Genomic DNA, 20,022 nt, shown 5'->3' with positions numbered 1-20,022 from the left:
CCCTGAACCTTCCAGGTATTGACGGCATGAGATAAAGAGCCTTCAACTTTCCCACCGTTGTACTTGACGGCATCAACTAAAGAGCCTTCACCAACGTAATTTAAGCCCGTTGTTGTTTGAGCCTTACGCGCTTTTTTAATGTTCTTAGCTAAGGATTCTTCGGGTAAGCTAAGGATTCTCTTAATTTCAGCATTGCGATCGCCTTCAAACTTTAGCGCTTTCCGTGCTTCATCCCAGCGACCCTCTGATAGACCGTGTGGGTAAGCACTACTTAAACGCGCTTCAAAGTCTTCTACCGTGTAAGTTGCTTCAGAATCGAACCCTACGCTTTGCTGGGTTCCCTTAGCCTTTCTCGTGAACCCAGCAAAACGCATCTCGCGGTTTAGGTTAATGATTGCTGGGTCGCTCTGAAATAGAAGAATTAGTTTTTTCTGTAAAACCTTCCAAGTTTCTGCGTCTGGGCTTGTGGCTAATTTGTAGTAAACGTGGAGGCTTTTGCCGCCACTACCGACTATTAGAGAAGGTGTTAGCCCGTACTGTGATTGAATTTCATTAATTTTTTCCCACTGTTCGGGGATTGGGCGATCGTCAATTTCCACAAACAGATTACTAAAATCTGTAGCATAGTCAGCACCAATCCCGCCTTGTGTATGGTTGGGAATAATGAATAAGCCCGTACCTACCTCTGCTCGTTCTTCTAAATATTTCCAGCCGTCGCTATAGATTGAGTTGCCTTTGTTTATCCAAAACGGCGCTGTAGAACCCTGTTTGCAAACTGGATTACCTTCTGCATCAAGTAGTTTTTCCTGTTCGCGGATAGAGAAGAACCCAGGTTTGGTTACGGTTCCCTCAAAAATTATATTGTTATTGAGTTTGACGTGAAAGGTTTGTCCTGGCTCAAAACTCAGCTTTTCAAGTTGGATTCTGGCTGCTTCTCTACCAGTGATATATCTTCCAGTAATAGGGGTTGGAGCGATTACCCCGCCTACATCCCCAGCGCTGTACTGAGTTGCAATTACGTCGTCAATTGTGCTATAATCAGGTAAGATTTCGGTTGGAAGGAAGGAAGAAGGTATCGTATTATTTTCCATTAGATGAATGATTTCTTGGTGATTCGATAAATTGTTCATACTGATTGGCTCTCCCTGAGCCGATTTGTTTAGATCCTTGCTTGCTGTCGCGAAACTTAGGGCAAGGGTGAATAAGTGAAAAAAATTAAAAGCTCTCTCGGAGTGAACGACCGCGAGGGCTTTTTAATTTGTCAAGCTTGTGTAGACTCTGTAGACTCTATAAACTCTATAAACTCTATAAACTGTGTAGACCGTGCAATCTCTCTTTCGATTTTCTTAGCTGCTCTAGCGGCTGCTTCGTTATATCTATCTCTCGTTGGCAGTCCAAAACCTGCGCGTACAACATCTGAGATTGTGGTCTGAGATTGGGCGGACACTTCGCGGATGTGTTCGCGTTCTTCTGGTGTCACTCGTATGGCGATAAAGGTAGATTCTTTGTTGGTTGTCATAACTGAGTATTTGTTTATACACTGGGTGTAGCTTATTTCTAAGTATTTGCCTACGCTTTTGAAAATATTCAAAAATATTTTCGCGCTAAAACTCTGGAACTTCAGTATTACCAACGATTCCGGCGTAGTGTTTGAAGATAATAGGCGCAGAATTGCCGCACCACTGTGCCACTTGTTGAACTGGCACATTGCGTTGTAGCATTTCTGTAATAAACGTGTGACGACAATTGTAGGGAGGACGGTAGCGAGAAACTACACCGTCGGCCACTAGTTTAGTAACGATGCCTGGATAGACTCTTTCCTTGTGTTTACACCCGCGCCAAAATTGATTTGTAAACTTATTAACGTCTATCAATCCACCTCGCGGTGCTGGGAATACAGTAGCAGTCGGGTTTACATCAACTGGCTTAATATCTAGTAACAACTGTCTCAAACGCGTATTACACGGGAATCGCCTACTCTTACCTGTTTTGGTACTCTTGCGAATTTTAAAGTCTGCACTAATGCTTTCTGCGAATAGGATTTCTGTGCAGTCTGCTTTTACACCACCCCAGGTCAGTGCCACTGCCTCACCAGGTCGCGCACCAGTATAAAAAAGGAATTTTACGAATGGAACATAGTACTTATGCAGCTTGTGAGCTTCAAACGCCGCAATTATTGCATCCCTTTCTTGAATTGAAAACGGATCGATAGTATTAGTCTTACCTTTCGAGTTCTTAACCTCGGACGCAAAACCGTCGAATGGGTTAATGGGTAATAAGTGCGATCGCACTCCCCACCTACAACAGGCTGACAAATATCTAAGGATGAGTTTTGCTACCCCTGGCGATAAGTTGGCTAAAAGCCAATCTCGTATTTGAATTGCTTTTCGTGCATCTTTAGTTGGGAATTCTTTAATACGGTTAGGGATTTTTCGCTTGTAACTCTTTTCGTAAGTCGTCTCGGCTAACTGAGATCGCATGAATTCAGAATACTTTTCCCAAAGTTTCTCTAAATTCCAAACCCAATCTTGGGCTTGAATCGAAATTACACTTTGAGGCTTGTACTTATTTAGCGTCCAGTCAAAACTACCTTTGGTTATATCGGCTTCGATTTCCCAGGCAATAATCTGCGCCTTTTTCCGGTTCTCAGTTGTTGAATCTAAGCCAGTGCTGAAATATCTAGATGAGCCTTTCGCTACCGAAGCAGGTAATCGTAACCGGAATCGTCCTCTAAAATTCTCGATGCCGACAGTATTTTTAGATACTCCAGACACAGTAAAAACCTCGTAAAAAAAAGATAGTTAACAGAGTGTAAACGGCTATCATTCTTAACGAGGTCTTTTTGGTATATCCCCGTAGGTGATAAGCAAAAAAGCCTTATATAGTCAGCTTTTGGGATTAAACCCCTGACCTTAAACTATCTCTCAAAAGCCCCTCTGCCATTCTAGTATGTTTCCTGGCCCTGGCACACCTCTAGCAGGATTGATATGCTGTGGAGACTCGACATTTCCCGGTATTGGTTTACCAGCAGTCGCCGCTAGTGGGATGATTGCTGCTAATACCCTTACATCTGTTAATAAGCATTTAGCTATGCTTCAGGATATCAAGTGTATATAAATGTAAATATACGCTACACATCCGCTTTGCTCCATTCGCAATGATATTGTGTAATTAATTCTGTCTGGATTACTTAGAATCCTCACGTCCATCCTCCAATTTCCGCCTCAGTTAAAGGCTTCTCTAACTTACTATATTCTGTTTGAGCAGCCCGCAATACATGTTTCATCTGCACTGCTTCCCCAGCATCGGCAGCGAGGAAAGCTGCATTTAAGGCGATGTTACGGATATTTCCCCCAGCGACATTGAGCCGTGCTAGTTGTAGAGCATCTAAACCTGTGGTTGGTGTATCATCTGGAAAGACGCGTCGCCAAATCTCGGCTCGTTGCGTTGTATCGGGGAAGGGAAACTGGACTACGAAGCGAATCCGCCGCAAAAATGCTGTATCAATTGCACTTTTCAAGTTAGTAGTCAGGACTGCTAAACCTGGGTAACTTTCCATCCGTTGCAATAGGTAGCTAACTTCTATATTGGCATAGCGATCGCGGGCATCTTTAACTTCACTCCGTTTACCAAACAAAGCGTCAGCTTCATCAAATAACAAAATCACCCCGCCTTGTTCTGCGGCATCAAATACCCGACGCAAATTCTTCTCTGTCTCGCCAATATATTTGCTAACTACCGATGATAGGTCAATACGATAGAGATCGAGGCGTAATTTATGAGCCAGCACTTCTGCCCCCAAAGTTTTACCAGTACCGCTACCGCCTGCAAATAGAGCGCTGATTCCCAATCCTCTAGCACTCTTGGCCCCAAAACCCCAATTATTATATACAGTACTACGTTGGCGCACATGAGCCGCAATTTCCCGAAGAACTTGTTTCTGTGCCTCTGGTAATACTAAGTCTTCCCAATCACCAGATGGCTCAATTCGTTGGGCGAGTTCATCCAACCGTGGACGTGCTTGCACACGGCAGGCATCCCATAAAATATCACCGATATCGGTTTCTGGCGTTTGTGCTAACTGTCCTACGGCTTCTGCACAAGCAGCGCGAATGGTTGCAGCACTTAGGTTAAATTGCTCCACGAGGGTTTTAACTTGCCCGTTCATTGGTGGTGCAATCCCATTTAGTGCATCTTGCCAAACTGCACCTTGTTCTTTGCTAGTTGGTTGATGTACGTCAAAATTAACTACTAGGCGTTGTGATAAACCTATGCGTTCTCGACTTGTGACTATTAAAAAGCCCTTGGTGCGTTCGATGAAATGAGCGATCGCATTTAGTCGCGCTATATCATTAATATCCAGTTCGTTGCAGTCTATGAGTAAGGCACATTTACTTAAAATTGTCTCGCGAGTCCACAGGCGGATAAGATTATCCAACTCGCCAGGTGCTAAGGGAATGGCTTGTGCAGCCATTACCCAGAGATTTAAACCATGAAGTTGAGAAATTTTGGCGGCAATAGCACGTTTACTAGTAGTTTCTTTACTACATAACTGGACAATTGGCAAGCTATTAACCTGGGAAGCTTGTGACCAAATTGTTGCGACTCGCTCTGCTAAATCTTGGTGCGAAGGTACTAAATCACTAACCTCTTGTAATGGTTCAATGATGCCAGCCAAGCGTTCATCAAGATATTGAATGCCAGTGAGATAATGTAAAATCCGCTCATCAATTCTTATGGGACTGAGAGTCAGGGAATGACCATCACCAATTTGAATTAATCGCCAATGACGTAAGGGAGCATTTGGTGCGATCGCATCCCAGTGGACATCGGGTAAAGCTGCCAGAGCTAAACCCAAAGTTGGGTAAGCTCGTTGCGAATCCCCGTGGATTATAGCACATATTTTGGTAAAATCCCCATTCAATTCCATACCTGCACACAACAGCAACAAATCACATTCAAAGGATGAGAGGTTAAACATTTTGCCTACTCTCTCCAATGCCGATGGTGCAGGCATAGCAGCAGCAGCTTCCTGTAAAGCTTGCTGTAAAAGCGCTTGGTTTTTCTCTGGAGCTTGATTTTGCTCTTTTGCCGTGTGATTTTCTAAAATACCACGCACCACGGCGAGAGCTGCTGATAGGTAGCGGTAGTTTGCCTCATCCCAATTGCGATTAATTGTTATAACATTCATAAAATAGTTAGCTGTGGCGAATCATAAGCCCCAGACCGATTTTTGTGCAGTGGACTTTGGGCGCCATCTACCCGCACCTGGACAATATAAGTTCCTGGCTTGACATTTTTGATTGGAATAGTGATTGCATCAGTATCTTCAGGGCGTGATGGCACAAAGAAAGAGTAAGCAGATGGAGTATTATCTGACACTTCATTGAGTAGCAAAACTACTCGCTGTGCCTTACCAACTTTGGGCTGGAATTTAACGTTAATTTCTGCTGTGCGTAAATTGTCGCCACTATTTTCCACTTGGGTGACGAATGCTGTAATTGTTGGATGTAGGACAAAAGCCGCAACGTTTGATTCAACGAGATGATCCATTTGCCTCCCATTGTCCATTGTCAGGTGTACGATTTGAACACCCTGCACACTTGGGTACAAATCTAGCGGAACTAACAAGCTGATTTGGGTTTCTTTAACTTCTTGAGGTACTAGTAATGTCTCCGTATTACCCAAACGAACTCGTGTGATTTCACCGCGTAACCGTTTACCACGAATTACTAATGTTGTGCCTGCAACAATCATTTGCTCAGTCTTTGCCGGAGACATCACTTGCTCTATAATCGGCTGAGACAAGGGCATCATGTAGGAACCTTCGGGGTTGTCAGATTTGCTACTCTCAATCAATACCATTGATGCCAGATAGGTAGCTGAAGGTCGATAGTGCGTTTGTAAAGCAGACCATAACTTAGAAGTTTCTTCCATGTTAAAAAACTCTGGAGTCAGTTTGATCTGTCCAATTTGTTCAGCTAAATCAGATACAGACACATTTGCTACAGCTTGCGAAAAAGCACTTGAAGTATTGGTTGTGGATGCATTGATCAAAGTATTTTCAATAATATCAGATGTGATCGCCGGGGTTTTGTGTAATAAATGCATCGCATAGCCCAGTAAAAGCTCCGCCTGAAAATCCTTGGCTCCGTAGGCTGTTAGCAAGTAATGGAGGTCAAGCGCTAGTGGTGGAATCGGAGAACACAGGTTTCCATTAATACGTGAATGCTTGCTCCGAAATTCCTGAGATACCCAATCGACATTGCGATTCTGTGTCACTTGATAGAGAAAGAGGTTGAGTTGAGCGCGCTCATCAGCTTCAACTGAAATTCGATCGGGTGGTAGAGCAGTTACAATCACATCACCAACACTAGCAGCGATCGGATCGCTGACTAAACCATTTTCCAGCAAGACTTTTAGTACTGCTGTCACGGCGGCTATAGAGAGCATATTACTCATCTTCGTTCCTCATGGCAATAGCACATACTAATCATGTACGCCAGAGTACATTGACAGAATATATTTTGCAAAACTTTAAATATTCTGTAGATTGGGGATTGGGGACTGGGGATTGGGGATTGGGGATTGGGGACTAAATATCTATAAGTTCTGCGATAATACAATGTATTAGTATTTACACACATTCTATGAATTATTCTTTTCTCTACAAGAGGCTGCGTGTAACCCTGCAAAGAAGCAAGCTATACGTAGTATTTCTTAGAAAATGGGGTTCGATAAATTAAGCTTTCTGGAGTTTTTGCGTAAGTACTGTATGTAAATCTCCCACCAAATTTTCCCAGCCCCAATCCCTAATCCCAATTAGTGGTCTGTCCCATTAATTTTGAGAGATAAAAGAAGGAACCGCAAAGGACGCAAAGAGCGCAAAGTAAGAAGGAAGGAAAGAAGAGAAATTGAAATTTGATTTATCTATCAGAATTAATAGGACAGACTACTAGTCCCCAGTCCCCAGTCCCTAGTCCCCAATCCCCAGTCCCCAGTCCCCAGCCTAATTTACGTTAACTTCACATCAGGAACCAATTTCAACTACCAAAGGCCTTAATTTTAAACATTTTATCAAATTGTCAGCATTAGTTTTATGTTAAGCTGAGTATAATTAGATAAATAACTAGTAGCATATATTACAAGCATTCATTTAACCTACGAAGCAAGTAAAAGATTTGTAATATTTGTAATAATAGTATTATCTCTGACTAAAGTTAAAACTTTAACGTTAACTAAGATGGGTTGCCCCAGATGAAATCCCCACCTTCTTCAAATTCTTGGAATGGTCGCTTAGTAGGTGATAACCAGCGATACCGTTTAGACAGACGGTTAGGCGGGGGTGGCATGGGAGAAGTCTTCCTAGCAACGGATACCCGTGTCGGTCAACAGGTAGCTTTGAAGTTGCTCAAAGATACGCTGGTGGCATCACAAGAAATGAGAAAGCGTTTTGAGCGTGAAGTGGCAGTTTGTGCTGCTTTGCAAAGCGATCATATCGTCAAAATTAGTGATTGTGGTGTAACTCCAGAAGGTTTTCCATTTTATGTAATGGAATATTTGCGGGGGCAAACGCTCAGACAATTACTGCTGCGCGAAAAGCGGCTATCTGTTGAGCGGACGGTGAAGATTATGGCGCAAGTTTGTAAGGGTCTACAACTTGCCCATCAAGGAGTTACTCTGCAACGGGAAGGTGGCAAAACTACTGAGCATATTCAGGTAGTTCACCGCGACTTAAAGCCAGATAATATATTTCTGACGCCTACAGATTTGGGAGAGTGGGTCAAGGTTTTGGATTTTGGTGTTGCCAAAATTCGTAGTGAATCTTCAGAAAATTCCAATATTACAAATATAACCAGTACATTTATCGGTACATTTCGTTACGCACCTCCTGAACAAATCCAAAGCGATCAAAACTTGGATGCTAGGGGTGATATTTACAGCTTAGGGATTATCCTTTATGAAATGCTGAGTGCAGCTGATCCATTTGGAATCAGCATTAAGGGTAGTCATATTAGTGAGGCTTCTTGGGTATTAGCTCATGCTTATGAGCCACCAAAACCACTGCGATCGCAACCCGGATGTGAGCATTTACCCGTACAATTGGAAGCTGTGGTGATGAAATGCCTCCACAAAAACCCAGCTAACCGATTTGCAACTGTAGAAGAACTCAGTCAGGCTTTGCAATCTGCTGGCAAATTTGTTACGGGCAATACTAGTGTACCCGGACAGATTACTGGGCGATCGCAATCTTTCGATAATCAGGGTTCAAATCACGAAACTGTTCCCAGACAATCGAACGACGACACCATTCTCCGTCCTCCATCTGCATACAATCAGGGTTCAAATCACGAAACTGTTCCCAGAGCATCGAACGACGACACGATTCTCCGTCCTCCATCTGCATACAATCAAGGTTCAAATCACGAAACTGTTCCCAGACAATCGAACGACGACACGATTCTCCGTCCTCCATCTGCATACAATCAAGGTTCAAATCACGAAACTGTTCCCAGACCATTTAACCCAGTTGAGCAAAATCAACAGAGTCCTGTGAATAATCCGAACACTAGCAAACCAGATGTAACGTTATATCAACCACGACAGGCATCTAGTCAAGCTGGGCAACACGTGCCACCCGATAAAACACTGTTTCAACCACGGCAGGCATCTAGTCAAGCTGGGCAACAATTGCCGCCAGATAAAACATTGTTTCAGCCACGGCAGGCATCTAATCAAGGTGGGCAACAATTGCCGCCAGATAAAACATTGTTTCAGCCACGACAGCCATCTAATCAAGGTGGGCAACAAGTGCCACCAGATAAAACGTTGTTTCAACCACGACCAACGTCTAATCAAGGCAGACCACAAGTGCCACCAGATGTGACATTGTATCAACCTCGACCTGCATCTCATCAAGGCAGACCACAAGTGCGAACGGATGACACTATTTACCAACCAAGGCTAAATGAGCAACTAGCTACGAGAATTACTCCCAATTTCTTGCGAATCCTGGGAGTGATCTTGGCCATTGGACTGACTTTAGCATTAGTAACCTATATATATACTCAATCGCAATCTCGTAAAGAGCCAAGCAACCAGCAAAGTTTACCTAATAACAGTCGAATTTAGAACTAATCAGCCCAAAGGACGGTTAGAAATCGCACGCTATTAGTATTTCCCTTAGCACCTTAAAACCAAAATTTTATAAAAATAACTCTTGTAGTGGCGTGTCAAGGCTAAAATGTTGCAAAAAAATTGCTTTGTTGGGGAGCCACTGCGTTGCGCGGGTTAAGAGCGTTGTAGCAAGTGGCATTGGAGGCTTTGCCAAAGCCAACATCCTTATATATGTTGGGTTGCGCTCCGCTCCACCCAACCTTGTATCTTAGAAATAGTAGGGGTGAGCATCTTGCCATTGGTGTCAACTTAACGTGAAAACTAGCGTAGTAAAAGCTTTTAGATATTGTCTCGTTCCCAGTCTCCGACTGGGAATGCCATCCTAGAGGCTCCGCCTCGTTTGCTAGCGGCAGAGCCACTTTTGAGTTGCATTTCCAGCCGGAGGCTGGAAACGAGGTTTTAAAGGAGTTTCAGTTTAAGTTGACACCAATGGCATCTTGCTCACCCAGTCCATATAGGGCGGGCGAGACGCCCACCCCACAAGAGTTAATTGGATATTTTTTTTATTTGGAAGTCCCTTCTCGTTTGTATGCAATAGACTTTGACCTCTCTCCTAAAAGGAGAGAGGCTTTGAGTCTTACGCACTAAGAAAAGCCCAAAAGCTTGTGTAGCCTCGTTCCCAGGCTGGAGGCTGGGAATGTATTTTAATTTTGAAAAAAATTAAAATACAGGCTGTTCATCTTGTTTGTGATTTGGGAATTTTAAGAACTGAACGCGTTTTACAGCAGCAGAGGAACAGTAGGATATCCAATGTTCAAGAATATGACCTTGCAAACACGGTTGATCAGTTCATTTTTATTCATGGGACTGATCGTACTCATAATGGCCTTGCTGGGATGGTTCACCACCAACGAGTTAAATCAGTACATTAACATACTAGTGAAGGATAACATCCCCAGTGTGTCCGGGATATGGAAGATTAACGAAGGTCAGACACAAATCCAATCGGCAGAACGGTTACTATTTGATCCTGAAGTCACTGTGACTGAAAGACAGGGTGCAATAACTCAAATTCAGGATGCTTGGAAACAGATTAAGGAAGGGATTAAACAGTACGAAGCAACGCCATTAACCGAACAAGAAAAAAAAGAGTATGACTTACTTAAAGACCAACTGGATGTCTGGAAGCAAGCTCATAATAAATTATTAGATATTGAGCAAGAGCTAAATCAAATTGGCATTCAGAATCCTTGGAAAAAAGAAATTGAGTTAATGCATCAAGGTAAAAATAAGCCGGAAGATTTTGCCATTATTCAAAAGGCAATTGAATTACGCGATCGCATGGATTATCAAGGAGCAAATAACGAGGAACCTTTATTTAAAATAGCTAGCGTTCAGGCAGACAAACTTTTAACCCTTCACGAAATTTACGTATCAGATACCCAAAAAGAAGTCGAACAGAATGTGGCTCGTAGCATTTTATGGATTTCTGTAGGAATTGCTATTGGGCCTATAACTGCAATTATTTTGGGGTCTGTAATCGCTCGACAAATTACAGTTCAGGTTTTTGATGTCGTTAGGGTTGCAGAGCAAATTTCTCAGGGTAACTTAACAACTCAGGTCAAGGCTGACTTCAACAGTAAAGATGAAATGAATAGACTCTTAACTGCTTTCCAAACCATGACTGAGAATCTCAACATTCTGATTCGTAAGGTACAACATTCAGGCATACAGGTTACTTCTTCAGCGACTCAAATAGCAGCTTCAGGTAAACAATTAGAAGCAACGCTCACCGAGCAGGTAGCTTCTACTAATGAGGTAACTGCTGCTACCAAAGAAATTTCCGCTACCTCTAGAGAATTAGTCAGCGCAATGGAACAAGTTGCGACTATTTCCCAAATTACAACGACAGCAGCGAATGATAGTCAAAAAGACATAGTGCGGATGGAAACCACTATGCGCCAGTTAGCAGAAGCCACTAATGCGATCGCATCTCGATTGGGAGTAATTAGCGAAAAGGCAAATAGCATTAATAGTATCGTTGTCACAATTACCAAGGTGGCAGACCAAACGAATCTGCTATCGTTAAATGCGGCGATCGAAGCCGAAAAAGCTGGAGAGTATGGCTTGGGCTTTGCTGTCGTTGCGAGAGAAATTCGCCGATTAGCAGATCAAACCGCCGTTGCTACCCTTGATATTGAGCAGATGGTGAAGCAGATGCAATCGTCAGTCTCTACAGGTGTGATGGAGATGGACAAGTTTGCCGCAGAAGTAGGACGGAGTATAGAAGATGTTGCCAGCATCAGCATACAGGTTGGGCAAATTATCCAGCAAGTGCAAGACCTGAATCCGCGATTTGAGTTTGTTAACCAGGGCATGGAAACCCAATCTGTGGGAGCGCAACAAATTAGTGAGACGATGGCGCAGTTGAGCAGTACCTCTGTGCAAACTACAGATTCCCTTCGAGAGATCAATCATGCCATAGCCCAACTCAACCAAGTTTCCCAAGGATTGCGTCAAGAGATTGCCCGCTTTCAGGTGAAAACAGAAGACGTTACACCCCTGATTCACCAATTCTCTTGAGCAACCTTTATGAACTCGATCGCTACGCCATTTATTGAACGTTGTTGGAATTTTATCGGCATTGAGGGCGATCGCTCCTGTCCCCAATTAGCCACCTACACCCATTGCCGCAATTGCCCCGTTTACTCTACTGCTGGACGCAATTTGCTAGAGCGCTCCATCCCTGAAAATTATCGGTATGAGTGGACTCAGTTACTCGCTAAATCTAGAGTCGATGAAAATTCCCAGATATCCCATACTTTACCCACAACTCAAACTCTGACGGTTGTAATTTTTCGTCTGCAACGGGAATGGCTAGCACTTTCTGCCCAAATCTTCAAGGAAATGGCACTTCCCAGTGTGGTTCATACTCTGCCACATCGCAGCAACCAAATCTTGCGGGGATTGGTAAGTATCCGAGGTGAATTGCGATTGTGCATCTCTTTGAGTCATCTGTTGAATCTGGAAGTTGCCGATATACCAGTACAAACGCTAACTCCTGTGGTGTATTCGCGGATGGTAGTTCTGGAAAAGGCAGGTAATATTTGGGTTTTTGGTGTAGATGAACTTTATGGAATACACCGATTTCACCAGGATGAGTTACAAGAGCCGCCCAAGAGTCTGACTCAAACCTATACTAAAGGATTATTCCAATGGCAACCTGCGGGATTAGCAATGGCGCGATTGCACAGTGTCAGCTATTTAGATGATGAATTGTTATTCACCACTTTGGCTAGGAAGGTGCAGTAATGTTAGAAGAATTTGATGTCAGCAATTTTTCCTTGCTTGATTTATTCAACATGGAAGTAAAAGCCCAAGTTGTGGTATTGAATGATTGTCTGTTGGCACTGGAGACGAAGCCCGATCCCCAACTAGAATTAGCAGCCTTAATGCGGGCAGCCCATTCCATCAAAGGCGCTGCCCGAATCGTTCAAATCGATCCGGTTGTCAACCTTGCTCACGTCATGGAAGACTGCTTTGTGGCGGCTCAAGAGGGGAAAATCACCTTAACTGCCGATCGCATTGATGTATTGTTGCAAGGGGTAGATATGCTCATGCATATAGCTGAAACGTTTACAGCTAACCCAAATTTGCAGATGTTAGAAAATATCGGCATTCAATTGTTAGTGAGTGCGCTCGCTAATATCCTAACTCCAGAAACAACCTCTACAGAAATTCATCCTCTAATAACAACAGCGCAGTTAGAAGACAACCAACAGACAACCCTTATTTCCCCATCCCCACTAGAAGAACTGGGCATCACCCAAAATCGGGCGGTGCGAATGAGTACTGAAAATCTCAATCGCTTGATGGGTTTAGCGGGAGAGTCTTTAGTTGAAGCGAATTTATTAGAACCATTTGCTAACTCTTTGCTAAAGCTGAGAAAGAATCAGGGGGAATTGTCCAACCTGTTGGAGAAGTTACAGGAGTTATTGAGCAACTATCATCTGGATCGGCAAATTAAGGAAACCTTGAGTGCAACTCATCAGAAAGCTAATGAATGTTACCAGATGATGAGCGATCGCCAAAACCAACTAGAAAAATTTTCTCAGCGTTCTGCGAACCTTGCCCATCGCTTATATCAAGAAGTTATTGCTACCCGAATGTGTTCTTTTGCTGATGGGGGACAGGGATTTCCGCGAATGGTGCGCGACTTAGCAAGACAGTTGAGTAAACGGGTGAAACTGGAAATCGTCGGTAAATCTACTTTGGTAGATCGAGATATTCTAGAACGCCTAGAAGCTCCATTGACTCATATTTTGCGGAATGCGATCGATCATGGCATTGAACTGCCCCAGGATCGTTTAGCAGCAAGAAAGCCAGAAGAAGGAATTATTCGCATTGAAGTTGCCCATCGTGCCGGAATGCTGTTTATCACCGTTGCAGATGATGGACGGGGAATCGATATCGAGTTTTTGCGCCAAGTAGTCATCAACAAACAACTGACAAACCCGGAAATGGCTACTCAACTTACCGAAGTTGAGTTGATGGAGTTCCTATTTTTGCCTGGTTTTTCCACAACCCAGACTGTAACTGAAATTTCGGGTAGAGGTGTGGGTTTGGATATAGCCCATAGCGCAGTGCGGGAAGTTGGCGGGACGCTGCGGGCGGTTTCTGTCTTGGGAAGGGGTATGACCTTTCACTTGCAGTTACCATTGACGCTATCTGTGATTCGCACCCTGTTGGTAGAAATTGCTGGCGAACCCTATGCCTTTGGGCTGACGCGCATTGAACAGGTGTTGATATTATCCAAATCTAAGATTGCTGTATCGGAAAATCGCCCATTTTTCGTGATGAATAATCAACCTGTGGAGTTGATTTTAGCAAGTCAAGTTTTAGAGTTAGCCTCGCCTGCGGTGAATATAGAATCGTTATCAGTGATTGTAATTAGCGATCGCCTCAATCGTTATGGATTAGTTGTAGATCGGTTTCTCGGTGAGTGCAATTTGGTTGTCCGACCCTTAGATCCCCGTCTTGGTAAAGTCCCAAACATTAGCGCCGCCGCCCTCATGGATGATGGTTCGCCAGTGTTAATTGTCGATGTCGAAGATTTAGTACGTTCCATTGCCAAGGTCTTTTCTAGTGGACAACTTTCTCAGGTAAATCAGTCTACTCATCAGGCAGTTACCAAAACTTACAAGCGAGTTTTAGTAGTAGATGATTCGATCACTGTGCGCGAAATGGAGCGCAAACTTTTGGAAAACAACGGTTACAAAGCTGAAGTAGCAGTTAATGGCATTGATGGTTGGAATGCAATCCGTAGCGGCGATTATGATTTAGTGGTGACAGATATTGATATGCCCCGGATGAATGGCTTTGAACTCACCAGCCAGATCAAAACTCATGCCAACTTGAAACAAACACCCGTGATTATTGTTTCTTACAAAGACCGGGAAGAAGACCGATTGCAAGGGTTAGAAGCAGGTGCAGACTACTACCTAACTAAGAGTAGCTTTCATGATGACACTCTGTTAAAGGCGGTGATTGATTTAATTGGAGAAGCATGAATCAATTTTAGATTTTAGATTTTGGATTTTGGATTAAAAATCTTTTCAATAGTTCTCGGTTAAGCATTTTTAATTCCGAATCAGGTTTGAGGAAAAGATTAAATGGTAAGCTTTAAAGGTTTGTTTGATGAAAATTATAGATCAAAAACATACAATATAAATCTTTTGTAGAGACGGCGATTTATCGCGTCTCTCGCCTTAACCGAACTATTTATTGTTTAAATTTAGAAATAAACCTGTGACAATCCAAAATCCAAAATCCCAAATCCAAAATGGTATAGCCTGTGAGAATTGCGATCGCTAACGATATGTTCATGGCTGTAGAGGTACTGCGGCGGGTTGTGGAAAAAGTACCAGGCTACAACTTGGCGTGGGTTGCTTACGATGGTGCGGAAGCGGTGAGCAAATGTGCGGCTGATACTCCCGACTTGATTTTGATGGATGTGCTGATGCCAAGCATGGATGGAGTAGAAGCTACACGGCGCATCATGAGTCAATCTCCCTGCGCCATTGTGATGGTGACAGCTAGCGTTAATCGCTATACAGCCAAGGTTTTTGAAGCAATGGGTTATGGAGCCTTGGATGCCATCAATACGCCAGTTTTCGGTGATGATGGGCTACTAAATAAAATTGCCGCGATCGCCCGCTTAATTGGCAAATCTTCACATCGGCGATCGCTTCCTATCCATCATCAAGAATCACTCCCACCCCTAATTGTGATCGGGGCTTCCACTGGTGGCCCTCAAGCATTGACAACTATTCTCTCCCAATTTCCCCAAGACTTTCCGGCGGCTGTGGTTATTGTTCAACATATAGATGCCCAATTTGTCCAAGGTTTTGCTGCTTGGTTGAATGAGCAAATTCCTATGCCTGTGCAACTTGCGATCGCAGGCAATACACCACAGCCTGGTAAAGTTCTGATTGCCGGCACAAATCTTCATTTGGTAATGCGTCCCGACCTCACCCTTGGCTATGACAAAGAACCACTAAATTATTTCTACCATCCATCGATTGACGTTTTCTTCAGGAGTGTAGCTAAAAATTGGACTGGAAAGGGGGTTGGGGTGTTGCTGACGGGTATGGGTCCAGATGGCGCTCAAGGCTTAAAACGATTGCGCGAATCAGGTTGGCACACTATTGCCCAAGACTCTAAAACTTGCGTTGTCTATGGTATGCCAAAAGTAGCGGTGGAATTAAAAGCGGCGGTGGAGGTTTTGCCAGTTGAGGCGATCGCATCAGCAGGCATCAAATTTACGGAAAAATACTTAATTAAGTAGTGATTTATCGTACTTTACTTAAGGTATATGCCTGAAAGCAAATACTTAAAACACCTTTACGAAGTATTTCAAAATCCTGAATCACTGAGATATAATTGCGACAATTGCAAATTAGTACATTTAACTTATTAGTTTGTAGTTGTGAAAACAAAGACCTATTTAGAGGTGCTAAATGAACCCGCAAGAAACAGCACTCTTACAAATATCTCAAAAGTGGAGTGAACCAGAAACCCCGCAAGCTGTGCCATTTATTCTGGATGCCAAAATATCCACAGTGAGACTTTTGCTAATTGACGATCAGGTAATTATCAGCGAAGCCTTCCGTCGAATCGTTGCGACAGAAACAGATATTTCCCTTCACTACACAAGTAATCCAGCTAAAGCTATTCAAGATGCGATCGCCATAGAACCAACGGTGATCTTTTTGGATATGATTATGCCAGACATCGATGGATTAATGCTACTGCGTTGGTTTCGCTCTCATCCAGTAACTCGTGATATTCCGATCGTTATGCTATCCAGTAAAGAAGAAGCAAAGCTCAAAGCCGATGCCTTTACCGAGGGTGCAAATGACTACCTAATTAAGTTACCCGATGCCGTTGAGTTAATTGCCCGTATCCGTTATCATTCCAAGGCATACAATAACCTCAAAGCACTCACTACTGCAACTGCTACTGCCCAACTTCAAGCACAACAGTTAAAAAATACTTTACAGGAATTGCAAACCACCCAAGTTCAATTGATCCAGACTGAGAAAATGTCTAGTTTGGGTCGGATGGTCGCAGGTTTAGCCCATGAAATCAATAATCCTGTTAATTTTATTCACGGCAATTTTAACCACTTAAATAACCATGTTAACTGTCTTTTAAATTTAATCGAACTATATCAAAAAAAACATCCTGAATCATATTTTACATTACAAGATGAGTTTGGTGACTTCAACCTTGATTTTATCGTAGATGATTTGCCAAAAATTCTTTCATCCATGAGGATAGGAACTGATCGGATTCGTGACATTGTACTGTCCCTAAGAAATTTTTCTCGACTCGATCAGTCAGAGAAAAAAGCTGTTAATATTCATGACGGTATTGAAAGTACTTTATTACTTTTAAATCATCGGCTACACCCAAAAATTGAAATTATTAAAAAATATGGAAATCTGCCACCAGTTCAATGTTATCCAGCACAACTAAACCAAGTATTCATGAATATTCTTAGTAATGGCATTGATGCTTTATTAGAGCTAGATAATCAGATCCAAAAGCAAATTGTGATTCAAACTGAAGTAACTGAATTAGAAACAGTGATAATTACATTCAGAGATAATGGTGATGGAATAGATGCGGAGATTCAAAGCAAGATATTTGATCCTTTCTTTACAACTAAACCTATCAACAAAGGAACGGGATTAGGTTTAGCAATTAGCCATCAAATTATTCAGAAACATCAGGGAAATATTCAGCTAAAGTCTGAATTTGGCTATGGAACTGAATTTGCGATCGAAATTCCAATAGCATTAGCTGTTAATCATAAAAGCGACATTTAGCCATGAGACGGGAATTTCAATTCCCGGCGGACAAGCGGTTTCGCGTTAAATTGACACCAATGAGCAATGCTGTGCCCTATTGTTGTATCCAAGCGAGAACCGCTATAATCGCTGGGGCTAGTATTAATTTGGACTTTTCAAACAACCTCTTAAGTAGTCGGACAACAATATTTACAGTCATTGCGTTCGCAATGACATTGTGTAATTAATTCTGTCTGACTACTTGCCAACTTACTTCTTGGTTTACAGACTTGTTCTAATCCACCAACTTATCTTTTCCAAATTAGGATCTATTTCCTGCCAAAAGCTTGCTGAAGAGTCTGCTTTTCTTGTTGCTGTCAGTATTTTATCTATACTGTTAAAGTTTTTTTCAATCAACTGCTTATCTAGTTTAGGAATATCTAATTTAAGATACTTCAGACGATTGGGTAACTCTACTTTCTCTTTTGTCGGCAAGTGAGGAATCCGATCAACTTGTTCTAGAATTTTGTCTACTGATACAATGACTTCTTGTAGGCTCGGCTTTTTCGTTTGTAATTGTAAATCTTTTTCTTCAAATATTTCTTCTTGATTATCTAACTTTACCGTCATTATTTTGACGAAGAAAATATTGTAATCTACCCCAATTACTTCACCCACTTGATTATAATATTTTCCGCTTTTATTTATCAGTACTATGTCACCTTTCTCAATTCTGTTGTTCATGATTTATACAGTCTTTGAATTAAGTTGCAAAATTTATCAACTGCTAACTTTACTAGACTACTAATGTAGTAGGCAATTTGATGGTAATTTTACTTGTCCTGGCATTAGACGTAGGTTGGGTGGAGCGGAGCGCAACCCAACACATATCAGGATGTTGGCTTTGGCAAAGCCTCCACCCAACCTACAATTTTTTTGTAACTGGGCGGGGCGCTCATGTTGCCCACCCCACAATATTGGATAATTTATTTGGATAATTTATTTCTTGGAGTTCCCTGATGTCGAATTTAGTGATGCAGATTTTTTTGATTTGCTGGCTTTGGCGATAAGCCTAACGGCATGGCTTCTCTACGAGACGCTCCGCGAACGCTTACCGCATAGTCATTGCCACTATTAATTAATAAGCCCATCTTTGAATCGAAAATCTTTTACTTGCCGTAGTTGTTCAATCAGATTTGCACTTATTGTTTTTATCCCCTTGACGCTTGTAATTCTACATCTTTTAGGGAATAAAACAGTTCTGTCCCTTGAAAAGGGTGTAAAAGATGGTTAGGAGCAGGTTTTTTTCAGGATTTTGCGTAAATAAGCTACTAGCCAATGTTTTGTGTCCAAAGTCCAATATAATACGGTAAATCAATAAACTTGTCGGGGATTGCCGTAGGTTTACTGAAATCTAATATTTTTTGACCCCTGAAAGCAGAGTGATAATGTTGACTAAGTTCTCTCCAACCCAACTGTTAGGTATGGCTTTTGCCTTCCTCCAGAGGTTCCAACAACGAAGAATCCGCACTTTTTCCATACTGTTTGCAGTAGGACTTGGCTTAACTTTGGCTCTCTCTGCTTGTTCTCCAAGCACAAGCGACAACTCTAACTCTGGCACACCGCAGACAACCCAAACCACCACCCCCAGTCCAGCAGCTAGCGGTATTACAGTTCGCATCGGCTATCAGAAAGCCTCAACTGTTCTCTATGCGCTGAAGGCAAGAGGGGAATTAGAGAAAGCTTTCGCGGCTTCAGGATCTTCCGTAACTTGGTCGGAATTTCCGGCTGGCCCCCCAATGCTAGAAGCATTGAATGCAGGCAGTATTGATTTTGGCTATACCGGAGAATCACCACCTATATTTGCTCAAGCTGGGGGTATTCCTTTGGTTTATGTTGCCTACGATCCTTGGAGTCCCAAGGCTGAAGCCATTCTAGTACCTAAGAATTCACCTATTAAAAGTGTAGCTGAACTCAAGGGCAAAAAAGTTGCCTTTGCCAAAGGTTCTAATGCTAACTACCTATTAGTGAAAGCACTGGAAAAAGCAGGGATACAATACAGTGACATCAAGCCAGCAACTCTGCCCCCAGCCGATGCTCGTGCTGCCTTTGAGGGAAATAACATTGATGCTTGGGCAATTTGGGACCCTTACTTAGCCGCAGCAGAAGCAGCAACAGGCGCACGTACTTTAGTAGACGCGACGGGATTAGCCCCCAATCGTGGTTATTATCTAGCTGCAAAATCTTTTGTTGATACCAAGCCGGATGCTTTGAAAATAGTTCTGGATGGAGTCAAGAAAGTTAGTGACTGGGCAAAAAATAATCCTACTGAAGTTGCTAAGTTTCTTTCCCCAGCTTTGGGTATAAATGCTCCTGTGTTGGAAACAGCAGAAAAGCGGCGTGAGTATGATGTACTTCCGCTCACTGATGAAGTGATTACTAAACAACAAGAGGTTGCAGATACCTTCTACAAAATTAAATTGATTCCAAAAGAAATCAAAGTTAAGGAAATTGTTTGGCAAGGTAAATTGAATAATTCGTAATGACGCTT

At 42.6% G+C, this 20,022-nt stretch carries 13 protein-coding genes and 1 pseudogene; 8 read left to right on the top strand and 6 right to left on the bottom strand.

Features of this window, described 5'->3' with window-relative positions:
* From V7K76_RS16510 to V7K76_RS16500, 3 genes are all read right to left on the bottom strand, one after another.
* On the bottom strand, positions 1–1,130 hold a 1,130-nt coding region (locus V7K76_RS16510; protein WP_334778908.1), incomplete at its 3' end, for a hypothetical protein.
* A gap of 131 nt (positions 1,131–1,261) precedes the next feature.
* Positions 1,262–1,519 carry a hypothetical protein gene (locus tag V7K76_RS16505; RefSeq protein WP_334778909.1) on the bottom strand — a complete coding sequence of 86 codons (258 nt, stop codon included), beginning with the start codon at positions 1,517–1,519 and terminating at the stop codon, positions 1,262–1,264.
* A gap of 85 nt (positions 1,520–1,604) precedes the next feature.
* Positions 1,605–2,774 (bottom strand): tyrosine-type recombinase/integrase, encoded by a 1,170-nt coding sequence (locus V7K76_RS16500; protein ID WP_334952591.1) that lies wholly within the window; start codon positions 2,772–2,774, stop codon positions 1,605–1,607.
* A 178-nt stretch (positions 2,775–2,952) separates the two neighbouring features.
* Here V7K76_RS16500 and V7K76_RS16495 point away from each other — a divergent pair.
* Positions 2,953–3,117: pseudogene (locus V7K76_RS16495) on the top strand (carotene isomerase); the annotation flags it as partial.
* An 82-nt stretch (positions 3,118–3,199) separates the two neighbouring features.
* On the opposite strand, the gene V7K76_RS16490 reads toward V7K76_RS16495, so the two are convergent.
* Entirely contained in the window at positions 3,200–5,191 is a 1,992-nt protein-coding gene (locus tag V7K76_RS16490) for an ATP-binding protein (protein WP_334952589.1), read from the bottom strand.
* Positions 5,188–6,462: a DUF4255 domain-containing protein gene (locus V7K76_RS16485; protein WP_334778912.1), complete on the bottom strand. Its 1,275-nt coding sequence runs from the start codon at positions 6,460–6,462 to the stop codon at positions 5,188–5,190. Before V7K76_RS16485 ends, V7K76_RS16490 begins: the two co-directional genes overlap by 4 nt.
* Before the next feature lie 795 nt (positions 6,463–7,257).
* Here V7K76_RS16485 and V7K76_RS16480 point away from each other — a divergent pair.
* The 6 genes from V7K76_RS16480 (at position 7,258) to V7K76_RS16455 (ending at position 17,510) form a co-directional block, all read left to right on the top strand.
* Positions 7,258–9,132 carry a serine/threonine protein kinase gene (locus V7K76_RS16480; RefSeq protein ID WP_334952587.1) on the top strand — a complete coding sequence of 625 codons (1,875 nt, stop codon included), beginning with the start codon at positions 7,258–7,260 and terminating at the stop codon, positions 9,130–9,132.
* An 846-nt stretch (positions 9,133–9,978) separates the two neighbouring features.
* Positions 9,979–11,700 (top strand): methyl-accepting chemotaxis protein, encoded by a 1,722-nt coding sequence (locus V7K76_RS16475; RefSeq protein ID WP_335029873.1) that lies wholly within the window; start codon positions 9,979–9,981, stop codon positions 11,698–11,700.
* A 9-nt stretch (positions 11,701–11,709) separates the two neighbouring features.
* Entirely contained in the window at positions 11,710–12,429 is a 720-nt protein-coding gene (locus V7K76_RS16470; RefSeq protein WP_334952583.1) for a chemotaxis protein CheW, read from the top strand.
* Positions 12,429–14,687, top strand: a complete 2,259-nt coding sequence (locus V7K76_RS16465) for a hybrid sensor histidine kinase/response regulator (protein ID WP_334952581.1) — start codon at positions 12,429–12,431, stop codon at positions 14,685–14,687. The genes V7K76_RS16470 and V7K76_RS16465 overlap by 1 nt, the downstream gene beginning before the upstream one ends.
* Before the next feature lie 284 nt (positions 14,688–14,971).
* Complete coding sequence (locus V7K76_RS16460; protein ID WP_335029872.1) at positions 14,972–15,964, top strand: chemotaxis response regulator protein-glutamate methylesterase; 993 nt, start codon at positions 14,972–14,974, stop codon at positions 15,962–15,964.
* A gap of 172 nt (positions 15,965–16,136) precedes the next feature.
* On the top strand, positions 16,137–17,510 hold the full coding sequence (locus V7K76_RS16455) for a hybrid sensor histidine kinase/response regulator (protein ID WP_334778920.1): 1,374 nt from the start codon (positions 16,137–16,139) through the stop codon (positions 17,508–17,510).
* 243 nt (positions 17,511–17,753) lie between these two features.
* On the opposite strand, the gene V7K76_RS16450 is transcribed toward V7K76_RS16455, so the two are convergent.
* Complete coding sequence (locus tag V7K76_RS16450; protein WP_334778922.1) at positions 17,754–18,215, bottom strand: hypothetical protein; 462 nt, start codon at positions 18,213–18,215, stop codon at positions 17,754–17,756.
* Positions 18,216–18,919: 704 nt separating this feature from the next.
* Here V7K76_RS16450 and V7K76_RS16445 point away from each other — a divergent pair.
* Positions 18,920–20,014 (top strand): sulfonate ABC transporter substrate-binding protein, encoded by a 1,095-nt coding sequence (locus V7K76_RS16445; RefSeq protein ID WP_334778923.1) that lies wholly within the window; start codon positions 18,920–18,922, stop codon positions 20,012–20,014.
* The last annotated feature ends 8 nt before the right edge of the window (positions 20,015–20,022 follow it).

The sequence above is a fragment of the Nostoc sp. genome (assembly GCF_036917975.1).
Classification (GTDB): domain Bacteria; phylum Cyanobacteriota; class Cyanobacteriia; order Cyanobacteriales; family Nostocaceae; genus Nostoc.
The sequence above is the reverse complement of the archived record's forward strand: the minus strand, read 5'-3'. Positions and strand labels throughout refer to the sequence as shown.